We start from the raw sequence: 22,270 nt of genomic DNA, 5'->3' as shown, positions 1-22,270 counted from the left end.
AGGAAATATTATGAAACTCAAGCTTTTTCTGTTTGCCGCTGCAGGATTAACTGTTGCTGTTCCATCATTAACCCAGGCGGCTACGACCTCAGGAACCATCAATGCCACGTTAACACTGACCACCGGTTGTCTGGTAAACGGACAGTCAGCCACGGCGGGCGTTAACTTTGGTACCCTGAACTTTGGTAGCAGCGCCGCCACCTTTGATACCCTGAACGCCACCCTGGTCGGTGCAGCCGGTAACGGTATTTTTGTGCGCTGCACCACCGGTCAGGATTACAACGTGGTGGTGACCAGCAGCAATGCTGCGCCAGCTACTATCTATGGCACTGCCTCTACCTCGCCGCGTTATCTGATTCTGGGATCGAATAATGCGCAGGGTATCGCCTATACCCTCTACAGTGACGCCTCCTTCACCACGGCTATCGCCAACAATACGCCGATCGCCTCCAGTGGTACGACGGATCCGACGCGGGGAACCAACTACGCCATTTATGGCCGGGTGGTCGGCGGCGGCTTTAACCCCCTGATCCCTGCCGGAACCTATACCGATACGATCAACGTTGCCGTGAACTATTAACTGCTCTCGCAGGTAAATAAAGGTGGTTCTCTGGCGAGCCTGCCTGACGATCGCACGCGGTCTGCCTCTGCTGATAGGGAGCGTTAACGCCTGGAGTCTGCCTACCAGCACTTTCCAGGTTACGGCGTCGATTGTGGCAGGCTGCGTGATATCCGGTACCAATACCGGCGTTTTCGGCACGCTTGATTTCGGCACGCAGTCTGGTGTGGCGACCAGCACCGTCAACGCCAGCTTCGTGCAGAGCACTTCCATTAACCTTGCCTGTACGCCAGGCACCACGCTGAGCATGAGCATCAATCAGGGCAGCAACTTCACGACGACCCGTAATCTGAAGCTGCCCAATTTCACCAATACCGTTCCCTATACGCTCTTTAGCAACGCCAGCCGCACCACGGTCATCCCGGTAAACCAGGCGGTGTCGCTGAGCTATAGCAATGCCAATAACATTACGCTGCCGATCTATGGCCAGCTACAACTGCCCGGCACTGCGCGCGCCGGCGTCTATACCGACACGCTGACCGTCACCCTGAGCTGGTGAGGCGATAGAAAACAAGGATATGATCATGAAGCCACTGCGCGCCCTGCTGCTGCTGAGTCCCACCCTGCTCTCTCCGGCCTTCGCCGCTAACTCGGTGATGATCTGGCCTATCGACCCCGCCATTAACCCTGAAGAGAAAGCCAGCGAACTCTGGCTGGAGAATCGCGGTAACAGTACGACCATGATGCAGATCCGGGTTTTCAGCTGGCAGCAGATTAACAGTCAGGAGCAGTATCAGACCCAGCAGCAGGTGGTCGCCAGCCCGCCGATGGTACGAATGGAGCCGGGCCAGAAACAGCTGGTCAGGCTGATTAAACAGACGCCCCCGGCGGCCGGTAAAGAGCTGGCCTATCGGGTGGTGCTGGATGAGATCCCGACGCCGAACAATCCTGGCGAGAATCAGGCCGGGCTGACCTTTCAGATGCGCTATTCGGTGCCGCTGTTTGTGTATGGTACCGGGCTCTCCACCGACAGCGCCCGCCCTGCTCTGCGCTGGCAACAGATCAGCGAGGGCGGCAAGCGCTGGCTTCAGCTGACCAACAGCGGCAACGGCCACGCCCGGCTCAGCAATGTGGCGATTGGCGGTCGCAAACTGGGCGAAGGCTTATACGGCTATGTGCTGGCAGACAGCACGCATCGCTGGCCGCTCACCTCGCCAGTGGGGGGCGAACTTACCGCTGACGTGAACAAAAGCCAGTGGCGCAGCGCTGCTCAGAAGTAAGCGCTGAATGAGACCCTTTTCCCTGCATCCCTGCGCGCTGGCGGTGGCCAGCGTGATTTACACGCTTACGCCGGATCCGGTACTGGCGGAGACTTACTCATCCCTGCCCCCGCCGCCCAGCCTGCAGAGCACCGGCAGCGGTCAGCGTTATATGCTGGAGCTGGTGATTAACCAGCAGGCGAATGGCAACATTGTGGCGGTGGAGCAGCGCAACGGTCATTTCTGGCTGCGCAGCGGCGATCTGCGGCGTGCCGGTCTGCCACCGGCTAAGCTGGGCCAGCAGCCAGAGATTGATGTCAGCAGCCTGCCATCCATCAGCGTGGAGTATGACGCTGCGCGGCAGCGCCTGCTGCTGACCGTGCCGCCTGACTGGCTGCCCGGTCAGGTCATTGGTGAGGCAAAGAACGGACCGCGTTATCCAGGCCGCACCAGCAGCGGTGCGCTGATTAACTACGATCTTTACGCCAGCCGCACCGATAACAGCGGCACCCGCCTTGCCGCCGGACATGAACTGCGGATGTTTGGTGAGACCGGACACGTCTCCACTAACGGTGTCTGGCAGCAACAGCTGGAGGGCAGCAAGACTTATCAGAACGATGGCTACATCCGCTACGACAGCTGGTGGAGCAATGAAGATGAGAACACGGCGGTAAGCTGGCGGGTTGGCGATCTGGTCACCGATTCGCTGGCGTGGAGCAGCAGCGTGCGGCTTGGCGGCATCCGCGTCGGCCGCGACTTCAGCGTCCGTCCCGATCTGGTGACCTATCCGCTGCCCGCTTTTTCCGGCCAGGCAGCTGTTCCCTCCACCGTTGATCTCTTTATCAACGGCTATCGTTCCAGCCAGGAAAATGTGCAGCCAGGCCCCTGGTCGATGACCAATGTGCCGTTTGTTAACGGCGCGGGTGACGCGGTGATCACCACCACCGATGCGGTGGGCCGTCGCGTCACTACCACCATGCCGTTTTACGTCTCCAGTAATCTGCTGAAGTCGGGCCTGTCGGATTATGCCTTTTCCGCTGGCGCGATCCGCGAGAACTACGGCATAAAAAACTTCGATTATGGGCAGGCCGCCGCCAGCGGTTCTTACCGATATGGCATGACCGACTGGCTGACGCTGGAGAGTCACGCTGAAGGCAGCGAAAGCCTGGCGATGGGCGGGCTGGGCGGTCAGCTGCGCGTCGGCAGCTGGGGCGTGGTCAACGGCGCGGTAGCGCAGAGTCAGCTTGAGGGCGAGAGCGGCAGGCAATACAGCTGGGGTTATCAGTACAACAATAGCTGGTTCAACATCGGCACGCAGCAGACCCAGCGCAGCAGCGACTTCGGCAATCTGGCGCTGGTCGGCAGCCGAGCCGGAAGCCAGGCGGATAGCCGTTACGCGCTGTCGCGCCGGAGTGCGCAGTACAGCGCCAGCGTCTCGCTGAACCAGTTTGGCAGCGTCGGTGCCGCTTTCATCGATATCACCGACGGCCAGGGCGACCGCACCCGCCTGTGGAACCTCTCATGGAGTAAAAACCTGTGGGGTAACAGCAGCCTCTATGTCTCTGCCAGCCGCGATCAGCAGGAGAAGAGCTGGACCGGTGCCCTCTCGCTGGTGATCCCGTTTGGTGAACAGGGTAGCGCGGCCATCAGCACCGAACGCGATCAGCGCGGTCGCGACAGCCAGCGTATCTACGCCTCCAGCGCCATGCCCAGCGACGGCGGGTTCGCCTGGGATGCCTCATGGGCGAATCAGAGCGGTGACAGCGGCGATTATCGTCAGGGCAGTCTGCGCTATCGCAATAACCAGATTGATACCTCCGGCGGTTTTTATGGCGATGATGACAACCTCACGCAATGGGCCGATCTCTCCGGTGCGCTGGTATTAATGGATAACAGCGTCTTTGCCGCTAACGCCATCAACGACGCCTTTGTGCTGGTGAAAACAAGCTATCCCGACGTGAACGTGCGCTACGAAAATCAGTCGATGGGACGCACCAATCAACAGGGCTATCTGCTGGTGCCCGCCATCAGCAGCTACTATCCGGCCAAATATGATATCGACACCCTCGACCTGCCCGCCGATATGACCACGCCGCAGGTTGAGCAGCGCTTCGCGGTAAAACGTCAGAGCGGCTACCTGCTCAACTTCCCGGTGGAGAAACTGCGCGCCGCCAGCGTGATCCTGGTCGATGCGCAGGGCCAGCCGCTGCCGGTCTCAAGCCTGGTGCAGCGTCCTGACCATCCCACCGGATATGTCGGCTGGGATGGCATCGTCTGGATGGAAGATCTTACCGCCAGCAATCCGATCGAGGTAGTGACGCCAGATGGTCGACGCTGCGAAACCGAATTGCATATCGCCAGCGGTCAGCCGCAGGCGCTGAAAACCTATGGCCCTCTGACCTGCGCGCTGCCGGCTCCTGTTGCAGGCAGCGCCGCCGCGCCTGCTGAACCTTTTACGTCCGGAAATCCACTATGATGAGATCGCTGTTACTGGCTGGCCTGTTGCTGCTACTGCCGTCACTGAGCTACGCCGCCTGTACCCTGCCCGCCTCCACGGCAAGCTTTGGTTCGGTCACCACCTTTGTGGCGAATACCACCGTCAGCTCGGTCACCACCAACGCCAACGTCAACTGTGGCTCCGGCTCGTCGCTGTCGCTGCTCGGCAATAACCAGATAACCTTTCAGCTGACCGGCGCAACCACTGTCAGCGGTACGCGCGGTATCCTCAAGCGTAGCGGTGACACCGGCAGCGATAATGTGCCGGTGCAACTCTGCACCGATAGTGCCTGCGCCACCGAACTGACCATCGGTGGCACGCCCTTTGTCTATGGCTCACAAACGCTGATTAACCTGGCGGGATTGCTGGGCAGCCTTAACTTCGCCATTCCGGTCTATCTGCGCACCGTTCCCGGTCAGGTGGTTGCCGCCGGAACCTATCAGGTGACGCTGAACATGGCGGTGACTTATCGCATCTGCACCAGCGTCGGCGTGGGCAACCTTTGCTTAAGTGAGCAGACCGGCAGCGGCGTAATCCCGATTAACATCACCGCTATCCTGACCAATGACTGCACGACGATTACCTCGCCCAATATCAGCTTTGGCAGCGCGCCGCTGGTGGGCAGCTTTTCCGCCGTCTCGCAGACCATCAATGTATTGTGCAGTAAAGGCAGCACCTATACCGTCGGACTGAGCAATGGCAGCTATGCGGTGAGCAGCGTCAGGAATATGGCGAGCGGGACGAATCGGCTGAGCTATGAGATTTATAAGAGTACCACCAGCAATCGCTGGGGCCCGGCAGGTACGGAACGCTGGAGCAGTACCACCTCGACGGCGGTATCTACGGATGGACTGACGCGCGGCTTTAACTACACCGCGCGCATCCTGACCACGCAGAACACGCCGCCTGCCGGTAACTACAGCGACAGCGTGGTGGTCGATTTGTCTTTTTAAAGGGAAGCGCTGGCCGGCGTCGCGCTGTGGCGCAACTGATACTGTTTCACCATCCGGCCAATCAACAGTGTACCGATCAGCCCGCAGACGGCAGCAAAGGTCAGCCAGACGCCCGGCATCGCCTTATCACCGGTGGCGTGGATCAGATAGCTGGAGATGGCAGGCGTGAAGCCGCCAAACAGCGCCGTCGCCAGACTGTAGGCCATAGAGAAACCGGCGGCGCGCACCTCAGCAGGCATAATCTCCGCCAGATACACCACCATTGCCCCGTTGTAACTGGCATAAAGAAACGACAGCCACAGTTCCGCTTCCAGCAGATGAGCAAAGCTGGCCGATCCCACCAGCCAGTGCAACACCGGCCAGGTGGTCACAATCATCAGCAGGGTAAAAATGATCAGCAGCGGACGGCGACCGACGCGGTCCGACAGCGCGCCCATCAGCGGCAGCCAGAACAGGTTTGAGACACCCACGCAGAGGGTGACCAGAAACGCCTGCTTATCGCTCATCATCAGCACGGTTTTACCAAAGGTCGGGGTAAAGGCAGTGATCATGTAGAACATCACCGTAGTGGTGACCACCATCAGCATACCCGCCAGCACCAGTGCCCAGTTGCTGGCAACTGACCGCATAATTTCCGTCATGCTCGGATGATGTTTACGTTTGCTGAACGCTTCGGTCTCTTCCAGCATCCGGCGAATGTAGAACAGGAACGGCACAATCAGGCAGCCGACCACAAACGGGATACGCCAGCCCCACTCCGTCACCGCCTCTTTCGCCAGCAGATGATTGAGCATCAGGCCCAGCAGGGCGGCAAAAATCACCGCAATCTGCTGACTGCCTGATTGCCAGCTGACGAAAAAGCCTTTGCGACCTTTCGGCGCGACTTCCGCCAGATAGACCGATACGCCACCCAGCTCGACGCCTGCAGAAAAGCCCTGCAACAGGCGTCCCAGCAGAATCAGAATCGGTGCCGCCGCGCCCAGCGTGGCGTAGCCTGGCACCAGCGCAATGGTCAGGGTACCTATCGCCATTAAGCCCAGCGTCAGTAATAAGCCTTTACGACGACCATGATGGTCGATGTAGGCACCCAGAATGATCGCCCCCAGCGGGCGCATCAGGAAGCCGGCACCAAAGGTCATCAGGGTGAGCATCAGGGAAGCAAACGGGTCATCACCGGGAAAGAAGGTTTTGGCGATGGCGGTGGCGTAATAGCCAAACACCATAAAATCGTACATCTCCAGAAAGTTACCACTGGTGACGTTAAAGATGGTTCGGGCAGCACTTTTCGGCGGCTTTTGTAAAGACGAGGTGTGACTCATAACGGCTTCCTGTTGTTTTTTAGCCGTTTTAGCCTGCCTGAGGCGAGATTAATGTGACCTGGCTCACCATTGCACTTTACAATTCTGTGTACATAAGTAACAACCAATTAACAATTCAGATCAGCCAGCATAAGTGATCCGCCAGGCGGCTGATCTGCCTGATTTTATCTGGCTGAAGAGTCGCCATAAAAAAAGGCGACCTTAACAGTCGCCTTTTCATGTTGCCGGATAACCCGCTATTTCTTCACGGTTTCCATGCCCATCAGGCCGATTTTCAGATAGCCCGCCGTGCGCAGCTTATCCATGACGCTCATCAGCGTTTCATAATCTACCGACTTGTCAGCCTGGAAGAAAATGGTGGTCTCTTTGTTGCCCTGCGTCTGGCTGGTCAGCACGTTAACCAGCGAGTCCGGGGTGACCTGATCGTTACCCACGTAAAGCTGTTTATCTGCTTTAATCGACAGATAGACCGGCTTTTCCGGACGCGGTTGCGGCGCGCTGGTGGAAGCAGGCAGATTAACGCGCACATCGACCGTAGCCAGTGGCGCGGCCACCATAAAGATGATTAGCAGCACCAGCATGACGTCGATAAACGGCGTCACGTTGATCTCATGCATTTCACCATCGGTTTCCAGATCGTCGTTTAATCGCATGGCCATAACAACTTACCCTAAGCGCAGTTTCTGGGCGGTCGCAGGACGCGGAACCTCTGTGGCGACGGTGCCCAGATCGATATCACGACTCTGCAGCAGCATCACCTGCGCGGCGACATCACCCAGCGAGGCTTTGTAGTTGGCAATCATGCGGGCAAAAACGTTATAGATGACGACGGCCGGGATCGCAGCAACCAGACCAATCGCGGTCGCCAGCAGCGCTTCGGCAATACCCGGTGCCACCACCGCAAGGTTGGTGGTCTGGGTTTTCGCGATGCCGATAAAGCTGTTCATGATGCCCCAGACGGTGCCGAACAGGCCGATAAACGGAGCGACAGACCCGATGGTCGCCAGGAAACCGTTGCCACGACCCGCATGACGGCTGAAGGCGGCTACGCGGCGCTCAAGGCGGAAACTGGTGCGATCTTTAATGCCGTTGGTATCTTCCACGCCAGCCGACAGTTCAAGTTCATTCTGCGCATCGTTCAACAGCACCACAGAGTGGCTGTGCCCGGTAAAGACTTTGGCAATGCGAGCGGCGTCATTCAGATTGCGGGCTTCGCCCAGTGCCAGTTGCTCACGCTTCAGGCGACGCTTAGCCGCGCTGAGTTCGGCATATTTGCCGAAGAAGATCGCCCAGGTCACCACTGAGGCCAATAACAGGCCAATCATGACCACCTTTACCACGATATCGGCATGTTGATACATGCCCCAAACGGAGAGGTCCGTTTGCATCAAATCACTGGCTACCACGCTGCTTCTCCAACTTCTGATTCAGGGATGCGAAACAAGCGCAAATAATAGCAAAATGGCGGCGAATTGATAGTCGTTCTCATTACTATTTACAAAGCTGATCCGCGCTATTGACCTGATGTTGAGCAGGTTCAGGCACGGTTTGTGAGGATGTTTCTAAAATGTGAAGCCGCATGAAAATTTATTAAAACAACGTTTCAAAATGTGATGGAATTCATTCAATCAGCATTGCTGCATTTTACTCAGACACGTTTTCACTATGCTGGCTCCTTACGGCCCTCTGCGGTTAGCCCTGACCGCAGGCCGTCTTACCTCTGCGGGAGACAATATAATGAGAATGATGAAAACATGCGTGGCCAGTGCCCTGGCAGCGATGATAGCGAGTGCCACCGCCACGGCACAGGTGATTAAAGTGGCTGAAGTGCAGCCTGCGGGTTATCCCACCGTGGTCGCTCTGCAACACATGGGCGACAAACTGAAACAGGCCACCGATGGACGGCTGGAGATGAAGCTCTACGCCGGTGGCGTGCTGGGTGATGAAGATCAGACGCTGCAACAGGTGCAGCTGGGGGCTATCGATATGATCCGCGTCTCGCTGGCCCCGGTCACCTCGATTGCCCCGGAAACCAGCGTGCTGACCCTGCCCTACATTTTCCGCGACGTTGACCACATGCACAACGTGCTGGATGGCGATATAGGCCGCGAGATTGCCGACAAATTCGATAACGATCCCAACGCCCGCATGGTGTTCCTGGGCTGGACCGATGCCGGTGAGCGCAACATGATCACCAAGAAGCCACTGGTGAAGCCGGACGATCTCAGGGGCATGAAAATCCGGGTGCAGAACAGCGCCATCTCGCTGGCAACCCTGAAAGCGATGGGCGCCAATCCGGTGGCGATGGGCGTCAGTGAAGTGTTCAGTGCGATGCAGACCGGCGTGGTTGATGGCACCGAAAACAACCCACCAACCTTTGTCGCCCATAACTATATGCCGGTCGCGAAGTATTACACCCTCAGCGGCCACTTTATCCAGCCAGAGATGATCCTGTTTTCAAAACGCGCCTGGGATCGCCTTAAGCCTGAGGAACAGGCGCTGCTGAAAAAGCTTGGCAAAGAGGCACAGGATGAGGAGCGCCAGCTCTGGGCGACCTATACCGAAGCGTCGATCGCCAAAATGAAGGCGGGCGGCGTCACCTTCCAGCAGACCGACCGCGACTATTTCGTCAAAGCGACTCAGCCAGTACGCGATCAGTTTGGCGGCAAATATCAGGATCTGATGACCCGGATCGCTGAGGTGAAATAACCCTTCCCGCGCCGCGCTGCCGTGTGGCGTATTTAATCAGGTATCAATTATGTCTGCTTATACGCGTCTGATGGATGGGCTTTATCTGCTCTGCATGCTGGTGGCCGCCGTGGCGCTGTTGATCATGGTGACGGTAATCCCGATTGGGATCTTCGCCCGTTACGTGATGAACGGCGCGCTCTCCTGGCCGGAGCCGGTTGCCATTATCTGCATGATTATTTTTACCTTTATTGGCGCACCGGTGGGTCTGCGCGCCGGAACCCATATCTGCGTATCGATGGTCACTGACCGCCTGTCGCCTGCCCGGCAGCGCCTGATGCTGCGCGTCAGCGATCTGCTGATGATCGTCACCTGTCTGGTGATCTTCCAGGCCAGTTACAGCCTGTGCGAAGCGATGTGGGTGCAGACCCTCGCCTCACTCCCGGCAGTGACCTACGGCGAGATGTATCTGCCGATCCCGATTGGTGCAATTTTCACCCTGCTGTTTGTTATTGAGCGTCTGCTGAGCGGCGATCAGAGCCAGCGGCCGATTGTCACGCTGGGCGGCACCCACTAACGCGGAGCAGAAAAATGAATGCATTGATCTTGATAGGCAGTTTGCTGGTGTTGCTGATGGTGGGTTTTCCGGTCGCCTTTGCGGTGGGACTGAGCGCCTTTATCGGGGCCTGGTGGATCGATCTGCCGCTGGAAGCGGTGGTGATTCAGGTGACCAACGGAATTAACAAATTTTCGCTGCTGACCATTCCGTTCTTTATCCTCGCTGGCGCGATTATGGCAGAGGGCGGCATTGCCCGTCGCCTGGTCAACTTCGCCTATATCTTTGTCGGTTTTATTCGCGGCGGGCTGTCGCTGGTTAATATCGTCGCTTCAACCTTTTTTGGCGCTATCTCCGGATCGTCGGTAGCCGATACCGCCTCGATTGGTTCGGTGATGATTCCGCAGATGGAGGAGAAAGGCTATCCGCGTGACTTTGCGGCGGCCGTAACCGCCAGCGGCTCCGTTCAGGCGGTGCTGACGCCCCCCAGCCACAACTCGGTGATTTACTCGCTGGCGACCGGCGGCATGGTGACTATCTCCTCGCTGTTTGTCGCCGGGATTTTTCCTGGCCTGCTGCTGGGGGCCTGCCTGATGGTGATGTGTCTGGGCTTTGCCCGTAAACGCGGCTACCCCAAAGGCGAGCGTATTCCGTTTCGTCAGGCGCTGAAGATTTTCTTCGACGCGTTCTGGGGGCTGTTTACCGTCGTGATCATCATGGGGGGGATCCTCTCCGGCATCTTTACCGCCTCGGAGTCCGCTGCGATTGCCTGTATCTGGGCGTTCTTCGTCACCATGTTTATCTATCGCGACTTTAAATGGAGTCAGCTGCATATCCTGCTGTTCCGCACCATTAAAACCGTCACCATCGTAATGGTGCTGATCGCTTTCGCGGCCGGGTTTGGCGCGGTAATGACCTTTATGCAGCTGCCAACCATTATTACCGAAGCGTTCACCAGCCTCTCCGATAACAAATATGTGATCCTGATGTGTATCAACATCCTGCTGCTGGTGGTGGGCACGCTGATGGATATGGCGCCGCTGATTCTGATCCTGACGCCGGTGCTGCTGCCGGTAGCCACCGCGCTGGGGGTCGATCCGGTTCACTTTGGCATGATCATGCTGACGAACCTGGGCATCGGGCTGATTACGCCGCCGGTCGGCACCGTGCTGTTTGTGGCCAGCGCGGTGAGTAAGCAGAAGATTGAGCAGGTCGTCGGGGCGATGCTGCCGTTCTACGGCATGCTGTTCCTGGTGCTGATGCTGATTACCTATATTCCCGCTATTTCACTCTGGTTGCCGCGCCTGATGGGCGTGATGTAAGGCAATGAAAACCGGCCCGCTCGCGGGCCGGTTTTTTTCCTGCGACGCACTCTGATAATCACCATTGAGTCTCAACCCTGCTGGCCGTTTCGTGATAACGTGAGGACTTAGTCTGAAGCGGTAAAGGCGACTCATGACCACCAGAAAAATTGATACCACGCTCGTCAGTGCAGGACGCAGCAAGCGTTATACCCAGGGCTCGGTGAACAGCGTCATTCAGCGCGCCTCTTCGCTGGTTTTTGATACGGTTGCGGAGAAGAAACGCGCCACCGCCGGTCGGGCAAAAGGCGAACTCTTTTATGGCCGTCGCGGCACCCTGACGCACTTTGCGCTACAGGATGCGATGACCGAGCTGGAAGGCGGTGCGGGCTGTGTGCTCTATCCCTGCGGCGCGGCTGCCGTGGCAAACGCGATTCTGGCGTTTGTCGAGGCGGGCGACCACGTACTGATGAGCGGTGCGGTCTATGAACCGACGCAGGACTTCTGTACTAAAATTCTCGCTAAGCTGCAGGTTTCCACGGGCTGGTTCGATCACTGCATCGGCAGTGAAATCGGTGAGCTGGTGCAACCCAACACCCGTGTTGTCTTCCTGGAGTCGCCCGCTTCAATCACGATGGAAGTTCAGGATATTCCGGCGATTGTGGCAGCGGTACGCGCTAAAGCGCCCGAGGCGATCATCATGATCGACAACACCTGGGCGGCCGGTATTCTGTTTAACGCGCTGGCGTACGGCATCGACATTTCGATTCAGGCTGGCACCAAATATCTGATTGGTCACAGCGATGCGATGATCGGCACGGCGGTCGCCAATGCACGCTGTATCGACCAGCTGCGTGAGAACTCTTATCTGATGGGCCAGATGGTGGATGCCGATACCGCCTACATGGCGAGCCGCGGTCTGCGTACACTGGGCACCCGTCTGCGTCAGCATGAAGAGAGCGCAATTCAGGTGGCTGAGTGGCTGGCGGCGCGCCCGGAAGTGGCACGTGTCAATCACCCGGCGCTGGCGCAAAGCAAAGGTCATGCATTCTGGCAGCGCGATTTTAACGGCAGCAGCGGCCTGTTCTCGTTCATCCTGCAGGAAAAATTAGACGCGCCCCAACTGGCGGAATATCTCGATCACTTCCATCATTTCAGCATGGCTTACTCCTGGGGCGGCTATGAATCGCTGATCCTGGCGAATCAGCCGGAAGAGCTGGCTGAGATTCGACCGGCGGGCGGTGTGGATTTCACCGGCACGCTGGTGCGGCTGCACATTGGTCTGGAGCACGTTGATGATTTGCTGGCTGACCTGGAAGCCGGTTTTGCGCGCCTGATGCGCTAAGTCAGATAAACAGAAAGTAAACAGAAGATAAACCACGTAGCGGCGGCCCGGAGAGTTTGCCGGGCACCGGCTCATTTGTTGTTAAAATTTATCCCGCATCGTTCAGCTTACCGGTGAGATTGCCGTGCTGCCTGAACGCAGACGGATTGTTCCTTGTGACGTGATGGAATCGCTAATGGGTGTTTTACACGAGATTGTCCAGGCGCTCTGGCATCAGGATTTTGCCGCGCTGGCAAATCCGGATGTAGTGTGGGTGGTGTACGGCGTGATGTTTCTGACGCTGTTTCTGGAAAATGGTCTGTTGCCCGCCTCTTTCCTGCCGGGCGACAGCCTGCTGCTGCTGGCCGGAGCGATGGTGGCTAAAGGCGTGATGGATTTTGTGCCGACGATGGTGATCCTCACGACCGCCGCCAGCCTCGGCTGCTGGCTGAGCTATCTGCAGGGCCGCTGGCTGGGGAATACCCGACTGGTGAAAAGCTGGCTGATGCATCTGCCGGCACAGTATCACCAGCGCGCCTGGAATATGTTTAACCGTCACGGGCTGATGGCGCTGCTGGTCGGCCGTTTTCTTGCCTTTATCCGCACTATCCTGCCGACCATGGCGGGCATTGCAGGCCTGCAGAATGGCCGCTTTCAGCTGTTTAACTGGCTCAGCGGCGTGCTGTGGGTCGGCATTGTGGTTGCCTTTGGTTATGGCATCAGCCAGGTACCGTTTATCAAGCGTCATGAAGATCAGGTAATGGCGATTCTGATGATACTGCCGATGGTGCTACTGGTGCTTGGCCTGTCCGGCAGCATTGTGGTGATCTGGAAAAAGCGTCGCCAGAAACGCGCCTGACGCGCGTCTGGCTTTCGGATCCGCCGCCACTCAGGCGGACGGATCCGCTACCGTCTGCCTGACACGACTCACCTCTTCCCCCGGCGTCACGCCGAAATAGCGTTTAAACTCCCGCGAAAATTGCGAAGGGCTTTCATAGCCCACCCGCACCGCCGCCGCACTCGCCTTGAGTCCATCGTGCAGCATCAGCAGTCGCGCCTGATGCAGGCGATAGCGCTTGAGATACTGTAACGGCGAGGTCTGCGTCACCGCTTTGAAGTTATGGTGAAAGGCTGAGACGCTCATGTTCACTTCCGCGGCCAGCGCATCGACGCTGAGGTTTTCCGCATAGTGATTCTCAATCCGTCGCAGGGCGCGCGCGATGAGGCTGAACTGCGTCTGTCGGCTCACCAGCGAAAGCAGCGCGCCGCCAATCGGGCCGGTCAGCACATAGTAGATAATTTCCCGCACGATATGCGGCCCCAGCACGCGCGCATCGCGCGACTGGGTCATCACATCCAGCAGTCGCTCCGCGGCGCACAGCATCGGTTCCGTCAGCCAGGCCGAGTGAATACCCGAAGTCTGCGGCTGCGGCTGAAACTGATCGTCGTCGCCAATTTCAATCAGCAGATCCTGCAGGCTGGCGGTATCAACCCTGAGACACAGCCCGGCAATAGGGATCTCCGGCGAGGCCCAGGTTTCGCACTCCACCGGCAGCGGCACGGTCAGCATCAGGTATTTGCTGGCGTCATACTGAAACACGGTGCTGCCGAGATAGCCGGTTTTGCTGCCCTGAAACAGGATGACAATGCCGGGCTGATACATCATCGGCGTACGGGGACGATATTGATTAGCATAAATCAGCGACACATTTTCGACCGGGCAAAGACGGTCGCGACCATGGGTCATTAAGGTGACTACCTGCTGTGCCAGCCGGTGACACAGTGCATCGTGCGCCATAGCGACTCCTTTACGGGCAAAAAGCCAGTGTGCCGTGCTAATGCCTGAACCGCCAGCAGCCTGGAGAATCAGGCAAGAAATTTACCGAATCGGGCAGAAGAGCAGACTCGCTGTTGTTGCTGGCGCTGAGCAGGCTGAAAATTGTTGGCTAGACTTAAGCACAGTGAATTCTCACGGGTTAACCGCAACGGAAAGGAGCAACTATGGCAGACCAACCCATTATCAAACTGCGCGATGGCAATATGATGCCGCAACTCGGACTCGGTGTATGGCAGGCCAGCATCGAAGATGCGCGTCATGCGGTGCTGAAAGCGCTTGAGGTCGGCTATCGCTCAATCGATACCGCCGCCGCCTATAAGAATGAAGAGGCGATTGGCCAGGCTCTGCAGGAAACCGACGTACCGCGCGAAGAGATTTTCGTGACCACCAAACTGTGGAACGACGATCAGCAGAATGTTCAGCAGGCGATGGAAACCAGTCTGGAGAAACTCAAACTGGATCAGGTCGATCTCTATCTGATGCACTGGCCGTGCCCGGAAAAAGACCATTACGTTGATGCCTGGAAGAAGATGATCGAACTGCAGCAGCAGGGGCTGACCAAAAGCATCGGCGTCTGTAACTTCCATGAAGCGCACCTGAAGCGTCTGCTGGATGAAACCGGTGTGACGCCGGTCGTGAACCAGATTGAGCTGCACCCGATGCTACAACAGCGCACGCTGCATGCGTGGAACGCGCTGCACCAGATCCAGACCGAATCCTGGAGTCCGCTGGCCCAGGGCGGCAAAGGGGTCTTCGACCAGGAGATCATCAAGTCGCTGGCGAAGAAATATGGCAAGACCCCGGCGCAGATCGTGATCCGCTGGCATCTGGATAGCGGTCTGGTGGTGATTCCGAAGTCGGTGACGCCAGCGCGTATCGAAGAGAACTTTAAGGTGTTCGACTTCCGTCTGGATAAGCATGAAGTGAGTGATATTGCGAAACTGGACAGCGGCAATCGTCTGGGACCGGATCCGGAAACCTTTAACTAAAAACCCTCAGCCCTGCCGTTGCCGGGCTGAGAGAGTAACGCGGTCAGACGGGTTCTTCTCGCCTGACCGCGCTGTTATGCCGTGGGCTGCACCACCAGCTGACCCGCCGTACCGCGATCGGCCAGTTCCAGGGTCTGACTGTGGTAGACAAACGGGAAGTGATCTGACGAACTTTGCGGGAAGCTGACCATCAGTTCCACGCTGCCATCGACCCACACCGTATCTTTCCAGCCACGATCTTCACCCATCGGTTGTGCGCCATTCACACTTTTAATCAGGAACATCACGCCCTGAATATGCAGCGACTGCGGCCGATCGGCGTGCAGGATCCAGCGCTCAAAGGTGCCCTGCTGCGCAGTGGTGTCAATGCGGTTCATATCCCAGAGCGCGCCGTTGATGCCCGGCATGCTATCACCGATGCGGAATTCACGGGTGCGCACCGCCACGCCATCCAGAATCTGGTCGGCCAGCAGCCGCATCGGCAGATTATCCGTCACCAGCGGCAGTAAGCCGGTTGGGCGCAGCGTCAGGATCAGGGTGGAAGTCAGAATAGAAGATGGCTCAAAGAAACCTCGCAGCCGATCCATAATGCCTGCCGCCGTTCCGGCAGTAATCGACACTTCGTCACCCTGCGACATATCCACCAGCACTTCACGACGTTCGCCCGGCGCCAGTGACAGACGCTGCACCGCAACCGGCGCAGGCAGATAGCCCTGATCGCTGGCAATCACCATAAACGGACGATTGTCGCTGAGCACCATCTCATAGCGTCGCGCATTCGAGGCGTTCAGCAGACGCAGGCGCACCCAGCCGCGTGACACCTCAACATAAGGATTGCGTACCCCATTCACCAGCAGCGTATCACCCAGGAAACCACCATCCTGCGGCGGGTCATAGACCGGCGTGGCAAAGTTATCGAGCCGCTTGTCCTGAATGATGATGGGGAAGTCATCGACGCCGTAATGCTTCGGCAGCGGCAGCTGTTTGCCGATGTCATCTTCCACCAGCCACATGCCCGCCAGACCGTTATAGATATGCGGCGCCATGCGGTTTGGGGTATTGGCGTGATACCAGCAGGTTGAGGCTGCCTGACGAATCGGCAGCACCGGCGCCCAGTCGACACCGGCCGACATCATACGTGGCGCGCCACCCATTAACGCACCCGGCAGCTGCAAACCGCTGACGGTCATGGAGACGGACTCATTCAGCCGGTTGCTGTAGATCAGCTTAACGTCGTCACCGCTGTAAACCCGGACGGTCGGGCCAAGGTAGAGGCCATTAATGCCCCACACCGGCACTTTGTTATTGTCGCCATTAAATGACCAGTGGCTGCGCTGCATCGTCAGGAACAGCGGCTGGCCGCGACGGGATTCCAGCAACGGCGGAACCGGAAGTGGCGTATCGCCATTAGCTGAAGAAGCGGCATGTGCCGCATGAGGGAGTAAACTGGCGCTAAGCGCCGCTCCGGCAGAAAGCTGGATGAACTGACGTCTGCTGAAAGACATAAAACTTCTGACCCTTTACGCGTGGCGCTAAGCGCCTGCCCTGTTTTTATTGATCTGTTTTTGCTGTGCTGCGTTCACGACGAGCCGGATAAGGCTCGCCGCGCGGCATCCATGCAGGATAGTTCGGCGAATGACTCGCCGGTCAGATTTTTCCGTTTTTTTCGCGTTCTGCGACTTCGGCATTGAGCTCTTCCAGCTTCGCCGCCATCAGTTCGCGGCAGTGAGTTGCCAGCTTACGCACCGACGAAGACTCGAATGCTTTTACATCAACCGGCGGCAGCATCTCAACAATGACCAGACCGTTGTTCCAGCGATTGAGATCGATCTTGCCATGGGTATTGGAGACCACAATCGGAATGATCGGCACGCCCGCCGCCACGGCAGCGTGGAAGGCACCGGTTTTAAACGGCAGCAGGCCACGGCCACGGCTGCGCGTCCCTTCCGGGAACATCCAGATAGAGATGCGCTTGCGGTTAAACTGATCCACCAGCTCACCGATGGTGCCGCGCGCTTTCGCCCGGTCATCGCGGTCAATCAGCAGGTTGCCGGTCAGCCAGTAGAGCAGGCCAAAAAACGGCACCCACAGCAGGCTCTTCTTGCCCACGGTGACCGTATAGGGCTGCACCATTTTGGCCGCGGTGACCATGTCGTAGTTGTTCTGATGGTTGGCGATATAGATCGCATTACCATAATTCTCCGCGCCTTCCGGTCTGCGCAGATCGACTTTAAGACCAAATACCGTCGACAATTTGCCGAACAGATGGCCAAAAGTGGCGACGTGGCGCGGATCGCGAGGTGAAAAAAGACACCAGATACAGCCAAAGATACAGATCAGGATCGAATAAATGATGACGATAATAGCACGCAGAATCAGTAACATAGTTCCCTCATTGAGCCACGGCTGACGCAGGGTCAGCCGGGTAGTTTACGCTTCGCTATCCGGGCTCGCCGGACGTGCAGGCGCATCCAGTTCAACACGATCAATTTTTTGCAGGCCGCGCGGTAACAGCGTGCCTCGACGTCCGCGATCGGCGCGGAATTTCTGTAGCTCTTCACTGCGCAGCAGCATTTTACGCTTGCCCACGTGCAGTGTGATCGCGCTGCCCGGCGGCAGAATCATCAGCCAGGCCAGTTTGTCCTGACCGGCGGCGGCTTCTGCTGACGGGATGGAGATGATTTTGTTGCCTTTGCCTTTCGACATCTGCGGCAGTTCGCCAACCGGGAACATCAGCATGCGTCCCGCCTGGGTAATCGCCAGCAGCATGTCATCTTCATGATGCACCGCCATTGGCGTCATCACGCGGGCATTGTCGGGCAGCGTCAGCAGCGCTTTACCGGCGCGGTTGCGCGATATCAGATCGCTAAAGGTACAGATAAAGCCGTAGCCCGCATCAGACGCCATCAGCAGACGCTGGTCATCTGGCTCCATCAGCACCTGTTCAACCACCGCACCCGGCGGTGGCGTCAGCTTACCGGTCAGCGGCTCGCCCTGTCCGCGCGCAGAAGGCAGCGATGTCGGATCCAGCGTATAGCTGCGGCCCGTGGAGTCGATAAAGGCCACCGGCTGATTGCTCTTGCCGCGTGCGGCAGCCAGATAGCTGTCGCCCGCTTTGTAGCTCAGTCCGGCGGGATCGATATCGTGGCCTTTAGCGCTGCGCACCCAGCCCATCTGCGACAGCACAATGGTGACCGGTTCAGACGGCACCAGCTCGGTTTCGCTCAGGGCTTTGGCTTCTTCACGCTCACAGAGCGGCGAACGACGCTCGTCGCCGTAGCTGGCGCTGTCAGCCTGTAACTCTTTTTTCAGCAGGGTATTCATCTTGCGTTCAGACGCCAGCGTCGCCTGCAGCTGATCGCGCTCTTTTTCCAGATCCGCCTGCTCGCCACGGATCTTCATCTCTTCCAGTTTTGCCAGGTGGCGCAACTTCAGTTCAAGGATCGATTCGGCCTGCGTTTCACTGATGCCAAAACGCGACATCAGGACCGGCTTCGGCTCATCCTCAGTACGGATGATCTCGATCACTTCATCGATGTTCAGGAATGCGACCAGCAAACCTTCCAGGATATGCAGGCGGCGCAGCACGCGATCCAGTCGGTAGTTCAGACGACGTTTAACCGTGTCGCGGCGGAACACCAGCCATTCGGTCAGGATCTCGTGCAGGTTTTTCACCGCCGGGCGGTTATCCAGGCCGATCATATTGAGGTTAACGCGGTAACTCTTCTCCAGATCGGTGGTGGCGAACAGATGGTTCATCACCTGATCGAGATCGACGCGGTTAGAGCGCGGCACGATCACCAGGCGGGTCGGGTTCTCGTGATCTGATTCATCACGCAGATCCTCCACCATCGGCAGCTTTTTGTTGCGCATCTGGTTAGCAATCTGCTCCAGCACGCGCGCACCTGATACCTGATGCGGCAGCGCGGTGATAACCACCTCGCCCTCTTCTTTCTTCCATACCGCACGCTGGCGGATGGAGCCGCGCCCGGTCTGATAAATTTTGCGGATTTCGTCACGCGGCGTAATGATCTCAGCCTCGGTCGGGTAATCAGGCCCCTGAACAATATCCAGCAGCTGTTCCAGCGTGGTTTTCGGGGCGTCAATCAGCGCAATGGCAGCCTGAGCGACTTCGCGCAGATTGTGCGGCGGAATATCGGTCGCCATACCTACGGCAATACCGGTGGTGCCATTGAGCAGAATATTGGGCAGACGCGCTGGCAGAATTTTCGGCTCCTGCAGCGTGCCGTCAAAATTTGGCTGATATTCTACCGTTCCCTGGCCTAACTCACCTAACAACAGCTCGGCATATTTTGACAGGCGTGATTCGGTGTAACGCATAGCTGCAAACGACTTAGGATCATCCGGCGCACCCCAGTTACCCTGACCGTCGACCAGCGGATAACGATAGGAGAACGGCTGCGCCATCAATACCATTGCTTCATAGCAGGCGCTGTCGCCGTGCGGATGGTATTTACCCAGCACGTCACCCACGGTACGCGCCGATTTTTTAAATTTGGCGCTGGCATTGAGGCCCAGTTCCGACATGGCGTAGATAATGCGTCGCTGTACAGGCTTCAGCCCGTCGCCGATATAAGGCAACGCGCGGTCCATGATGACGTACATCGAATATTTTAAATACGCATCTTCGGTAAAGGTATGCAGGGCAAGACGCTCTGCACCATCCTGCGTCAGTTCACTCATGAATTTTTCATCCTCACATCGTGACCCACAACGGCGGGACACCCGGCGGTGGTTTGGCGAGGATAGTACCTTATTCCCTGGTGTTAGTCACAGGGGAAGCACGGGACAAGAGGCGTCCCGCCGGGCGATTTCATGTGCCGGAGGCACGCCGGATTCAGACCGGCAAGTCCCTGACCTCTCTGCGGAAGTGAATCAGGGCTTTGCCCCTATCCACTGCCGGGCAATATCGCGATATTCACCGGTGGCGGTGCTGAGATGCACCCACTGATCGACATAGAGCTTCCAGCTGATGTCGTCACGCGGGATCATGTAAGCCTTCTCGCCATACTGCAGCGGTTTATCAGGATTGATCGCGCACAGCGTCGGGTAATGCTGCTGCTGAAAACGCGCTTCAGAGGCATCGGTGATCATCACATCCGCCTTGTTATCGACCAGCTGCTGAAAGATGGTGACGTTATCGTGGAATAGCGTCAGTGAGGCTTCTGGCAGATGGCTGTGGACAAAGGCTTCGTTGGTGCCGCCAGCCGGTTCAATCAGCCGCACATCAGGCCGGTTGAGCTGTTCGATGGTCTGGAAGCGCTCTTTATCACTGCAGCGCACCAGCGGGATTTTGCCATCCACGTCCAGCGGCTGCGCGAACCAGGCGGTCTGCTGGCGTTTCAGCGTGACGGAGACGCCGCCAACGGCGATGTCACACTGCTTTGCCAGAAAGTCTGGCATCAGGTTTTTCCAGCTGGTCTGTACCCACTCCACCTTCGCACCAAGCGACGTCGCCAGCGCGTTCGCCATGCTGATATCCAGCCCTTCATACTGACCATCGGGTCGCAGATAGCTGTAGGGTTTGTAATCGCCGGTGGTGCAGACTTTGAGCGTCTTAGAACTGAGAACGGTGTCGAGATGAGACTGCGCATGGACAGCACCGCTGGCCAGCAGCAAAGCGAGGATTAATTTTTTCATTCTGATTATTTTCTATGATTTTTTATGGTGAGTTTGCCCACCGATGGTGCCATAAACCGGCGTATTGTTGCTGCTACAGCAAAAGTGTTGTGATCAACCTCGCATTTTTCTGCGGCTGCGGCGCGCGTAAGCTGAGCGCCATATTCAGGAAACGAGGCAACCTATTCATGAGCAGGATTTTAATTATCGATGGCGGCAAAACTTTTGCCCACTCTAAAGGCGAACTGAACCACACGCTGACCGATGTTGCGGCCAGCCAGCTGCGTGACATGGGACATGAGGTGTCAGTCACCGTAGCTGACAGCGATTACGTGATCGCCGATGAAGTGCAGAAATATGTCGACAGCGATGTGGTGATTTATCAGATGCCGGGCTGGTGGATGGGCGAGCCCTGGACGGTGAAGCGTTACATCGATGAAGTCTTTACTGAAGGCCACGGTTCGCTCTATGCCAGCGATGGCCGTACCCGTTCCGATGCAGCAAAAAAATATGGTTCCGGCGGTCTGCTGCAGGGCAAAAAATATATGCTGTCGCTCACCTGGAATGCGCCGCTGCAGGCCTTTACCGACCCGGAGCAGTTCTTTGAAGGCGTCGGCGTCGATGGTCTCTATCTGCACTTCCACAAGGCCAACCAGTTCCTGGGAATGGACGCGCTGCCGACCTTTATCTGCAACGACGTGATTAAAGCGCCGGACGTGCCACGCGATATTGCCGCTTATCGGACCCATCTTAGCCGCGTTTTTGCGTAAGATGGTAAGGGGCTATCCCCTATTTTCCCACGAAAGAGGAATTCGCGAATGTTAACAGTCGTTGCTGAAATTTGTGTTAAACCCGGTCGCCGTCAGGCTGTGCTGGATGCAGTGAAAAAGCTGATCCCGCAGGTCTTAGAAGAAGATGGCTGCCATCAGTATGACGCGCTGCTGGATCACCAGGCGCAGGTGCCATGGAAGCAGAACTCGCCAGACTCTATTTTCATGCTGGAGCAGTGGGAAACGCTGCGCCATCTTGAGCAGCATCAGCAGATGCCGCACATGGATGCGCATCGCGCCATCATTAAAGATGATGTGGTGGATGTGAAGATTCTGGTGCTGGAACCGAGTGCCTGACTAATAAGCTGATTGCTAATGCTCCTGTATTCGTGCCGGAGGCTGCTGGCAAACTCAAAGCTGAGTGGCTCTGGCAGCAACGCATTAGCTCAACCCGAAGGGAATATGGGCAGAAGAGGAAAGCGTCCCGCGTCAGGGACAAAAACGCCGGGAGCGTTTTTGAACAACGCAAAGCGTTGGCCCGACAGGGGCGCACCTCAGGGATGAGGTGCGTAATCGCG

Annotated in this window: 21 protein-coding genes; 13 read left to right on the top strand and 8 right to left on the bottom strand. The window is 57.4% G+C overall.

Features of this window, described 5'->3' with window-relative positions:
* Nucleotides 1-10 precede the first annotated feature (10 nt).
* Genes IBT54_RS16510 through IBT54_RS16490 form a run of 5 tightly spaced genes read left to right on the top strand, consistent with a single transcriptional unit; the run spans nt 11 to nt 5,268 of the window.
* The gene (locus IBT54_RS16510) at nt 11-580 is read left to right on the top strand and encodes a spore coat protein U domain-containing protein (RefSeq protein WP_013359030.1); all 570 of its coding nucleotides are present in this window, start codon (nt 11-13) and stop codon (nt 578-580) included.
* Between the two features lie 22 nt (nt 581-602).
* On the top strand, nt 603-1,118 hold the full coding sequence (locus tag IBT54_RS16505) for a spore coat U domain-containing protein (protein WP_013359031.1): 516 nt from the start codon (nt 603-605) through the stop codon (nt 1,116-1,118).
* Nucleotides 1,119-1,143: 25 nt separating this feature from the next.
* On the top strand, nt 1,144-1,839 hold the full coding sequence (locus tag IBT54_RS16500) for a molecular chaperone (protein ID WP_147789801.1): 696 nt from the start codon (nt 1,144-1,146) through the stop codon (nt 1,837-1,839).
* A gap of 7 nt (nt 1,840-1,846) precedes the next feature.
* Nucleotides 1,847-4,294 carry a fimbria/pilus outer membrane usher protein gene (locus IBT54_RS16495; protein WP_195857675.1) on the top strand — a complete coding sequence of 816 codons (2,448 nt, stop codon included), beginning with the start codon at nt 1,847-1,849 and terminating at the stop codon, nt 4,292-4,294.
* Nucleotides 4,291-5,268 (top strand): spore coat U domain-containing protein, encoded by a 978-nt coding sequence (locus tag IBT54_RS16490; RefSeq protein ID WP_195857674.1) that lies wholly within the window; start codon nt 4,291-4,293, stop codon nt 5,266-5,268. Before IBT54_RS16495 ends, IBT54_RS16490 begins: the two co-directional genes overlap by 4 nt.
* On the opposite strand, the gene IBT54_RS16485 is transcribed toward IBT54_RS16490, so the two are convergent.
* From IBT54_RS16485 to exbB, 3 genes are all read right to left on the bottom strand, one after another.
* Nucleotides 5,265-6,587, bottom strand: a complete 1,323-nt coding sequence (locus tag IBT54_RS16485) for an MFS transporter (RefSeq protein ID WP_201252484.1) — start codon at nt 6,585-6,587, stop codon at nt 5,265-5,267. The two genes, IBT54_RS16490 and IBT54_RS16485, sit on opposite strands and share 4 nt — an antisense overlap.
* Nucleotides 6,588-6,823: 236 nt before the next feature.
* Entirely contained in the window at nt 6,824-7,246 is a 423-nt protein-coding gene (gene exbD / locus IBT54_RS16480) for a TonB system transport protein ExbD (RefSeq protein ID WP_013359036.1), read from the bottom strand.
* A gap of 6 nt (nt 7,247-7,252) precedes the next feature.
* Nucleotides 7,253-7,975 carry a tol-pal system-associated acyl-CoA thioesterase gene (gene exbB, locus IBT54_RS16475; protein WP_201252491.1) on the bottom strand — a complete coding sequence of 241 codons (723 nt, stop codon included), beginning with the start codon at nt 7,973-7,975 and terminating at the stop codon, nt 7,253-7,255.
* Nucleotides 7,976-8,324: 349 nt separating this feature from the next.
* Here exbB and IBT54_RS16470 point away from each other — a divergent pair, with 349 nt between their 5' ends.
* The 5 genes from IBT54_RS16470 to IBT54_RS16450 all read left to right on the top strand — a co-directional run bounded on the left by IBT54_RS16470 (nt 8,325) and on the right by IBT54_RS16450 (nt 13,315).
* A complete protein-coding gene (locus tag IBT54_RS16470; protein ID WP_201252483.1) occupies nt 8,325-9,296 on the top strand; it encodes a TRAP transporter substrate-binding protein in 972 nt (323 codons plus the stop codon).
* Nucleotides 9,297-9,345: 49 nt separating this feature from the next.
* Complete coding sequence (locus IBT54_RS16465; RefSeq protein WP_013359039.1) at nt 9,346-9,852, top strand: TRAP transporter small permease; 507 nt, start codon at nt 9,346-9,348, stop codon at nt 9,850-9,852.
* A gap of 14 nt (nt 9,853-9,866) precedes the next feature.
* A complete protein-coding gene (locus tag IBT54_RS16460) occupies nt 9,867-11,153 on the top strand; it encodes a TRAP transporter large permease (RefSeq protein WP_201252482.1) in 1,287 nt (428 codons plus the stop codon).
* 133 nt (nt 11,154-11,286) lie between these two features.
* Complete coding sequence (gene metC, locus IBT54_RS16455) at nt 11,287-12,477, top strand: cystathionine beta-lyase (protein ID WP_201252481.1); 1,191 nt, start codon at nt 11,287-11,289, stop codon at nt 12,475-12,477.
* A 175-nt stretch (nt 12,478-12,652) separates the two neighbouring features.
* Nucleotides 12,653-13,315: a DedA family protein gene (locus IBT54_RS16450; RefSeq protein WP_033733897.1), complete on the top strand. Its 663-nt coding sequence runs from the start codon at nt 12,653-12,655 to the stop codon at nt 13,313-13,315.
* Between the two features lie 30 nt (nt 13,316-13,345).
* Here IBT54_RS16450 and IBT54_RS16445 read toward each other — a convergent pair whose 3' ends face one another.
* Nucleotides 13,346-14,254: an AraC family transcriptional regulator gene (locus IBT54_RS16445; RefSeq protein WP_201252480.1), complete on the bottom strand. Its 909-nt coding sequence runs from the start codon at nt 14,252-14,254 to the stop codon at nt 13,346-13,348.
* Nucleotides 14,255-14,457: 203 nt separating this feature from the next.
* Here IBT54_RS16445 and dkgA point away from each other — a divergent pair, with 203 nt between their 5' ends.
* Nucleotides 14,458-15,282, top strand: coding sequence for a 2,5-didehydrogluconate reductase DkgA (gene dkgA / locus IBT54_RS16440; protein WP_013359044.1), 825 nt, complete (start codon nt 14,458-14,460; stop codon nt 15,280-15,282).
* A gap of 74 nt (nt 15,283-15,356) precedes the next feature.
* On the opposite strand, the gene ftsP is transcribed toward dkgA, so the two are convergent.
* The 4 genes from ftsP to IBT54_RS16420 form a co-directional block, all read right to left on the bottom strand.
* Complete coding sequence (gene ftsP, locus IBT54_RS16435; protein ID WP_013359045.1) at nt 15,357-16,787, bottom strand: cell division protein FtsP; 1,431 nt, start codon at nt 16,785-16,787, stop codon at nt 15,357-15,359.
* A 142-nt stretch (nt 16,788-16,929) separates the two neighbouring features.
* Nucleotides 16,930-17,667: a 1-acylglycerol-3-phosphate O-acyltransferase gene (locus tag IBT54_RS16430; protein ID WP_013359046.1), complete on the bottom strand. Its 738-nt coding sequence runs from the start codon at nt 17,665-17,667 to the stop codon at nt 16,930-16,932.
* A gap of 45 nt (nt 17,668-17,712) precedes the next feature.
* Nucleotides 17,713-19,986 carry a DNA topoisomerase IV subunit A gene (gene parC / locus IBT54_RS16425; protein WP_013359047.1) on the bottom strand — a complete coding sequence of 758 codons (2,274 nt, stop codon included), beginning with the start codon at nt 19,984-19,986 and terminating at the stop codon, nt 17,713-17,715.
* Nucleotides 19,987-20,178: 192 nt separating this feature from the next.
* The gene (locus IBT54_RS16420) at nt 20,179-20,943 is read right to left on the bottom strand and encodes a transporter substrate-binding domain-containing protein (RefSeq protein WP_095706662.1); all 765 of its coding nucleotides are present in this window, start codon (nt 20,941-20,943) and stop codon (nt 20,179-20,181) included.
* Nucleotides 20,944-21,110: 167 nt separating this feature from the next.
* On the opposite strand from IBT54_RS16420, the gene IBT54_RS16415 reads away from it, so the two are divergent.
* Together IBT54_RS16415 and IBT54_RS16410 are read left to right on the top strand one after the other, a co-directional pair.
* Nucleotides 21,111-21,692, top strand: a complete 582-nt coding sequence (locus IBT54_RS16415) for an NAD(P)H-dependent oxidoreductase (RefSeq protein ID WP_013359049.1) — start codon at nt 21,111-21,113, stop codon at nt 21,690-21,692.
* Between the two features lie 48 nt (nt 21,693-21,740).
* Entirely contained in the window at nt 21,741-22,049 is a 309-nt protein-coding gene (locus tag IBT54_RS16410) for a putative quinol monooxygenase (protein WP_013359050.1), read from the top strand.
* Nucleotides 22,050-22,270: the final 221 nt, after the last annotated feature.

Origin of the sequence: Pantoea sp. S62, from assembly GCF_016658625.1 — a bacterium.
Lineage (GTDB): Bacteria > Pseudomonadota > Gammaproteobacteria > Enterobacterales > Enterobacteriaceae > Pantoea > Pantoea vagans.
This window is presented reverse-complemented; position numbering and strand designations above follow the sequence as displayed.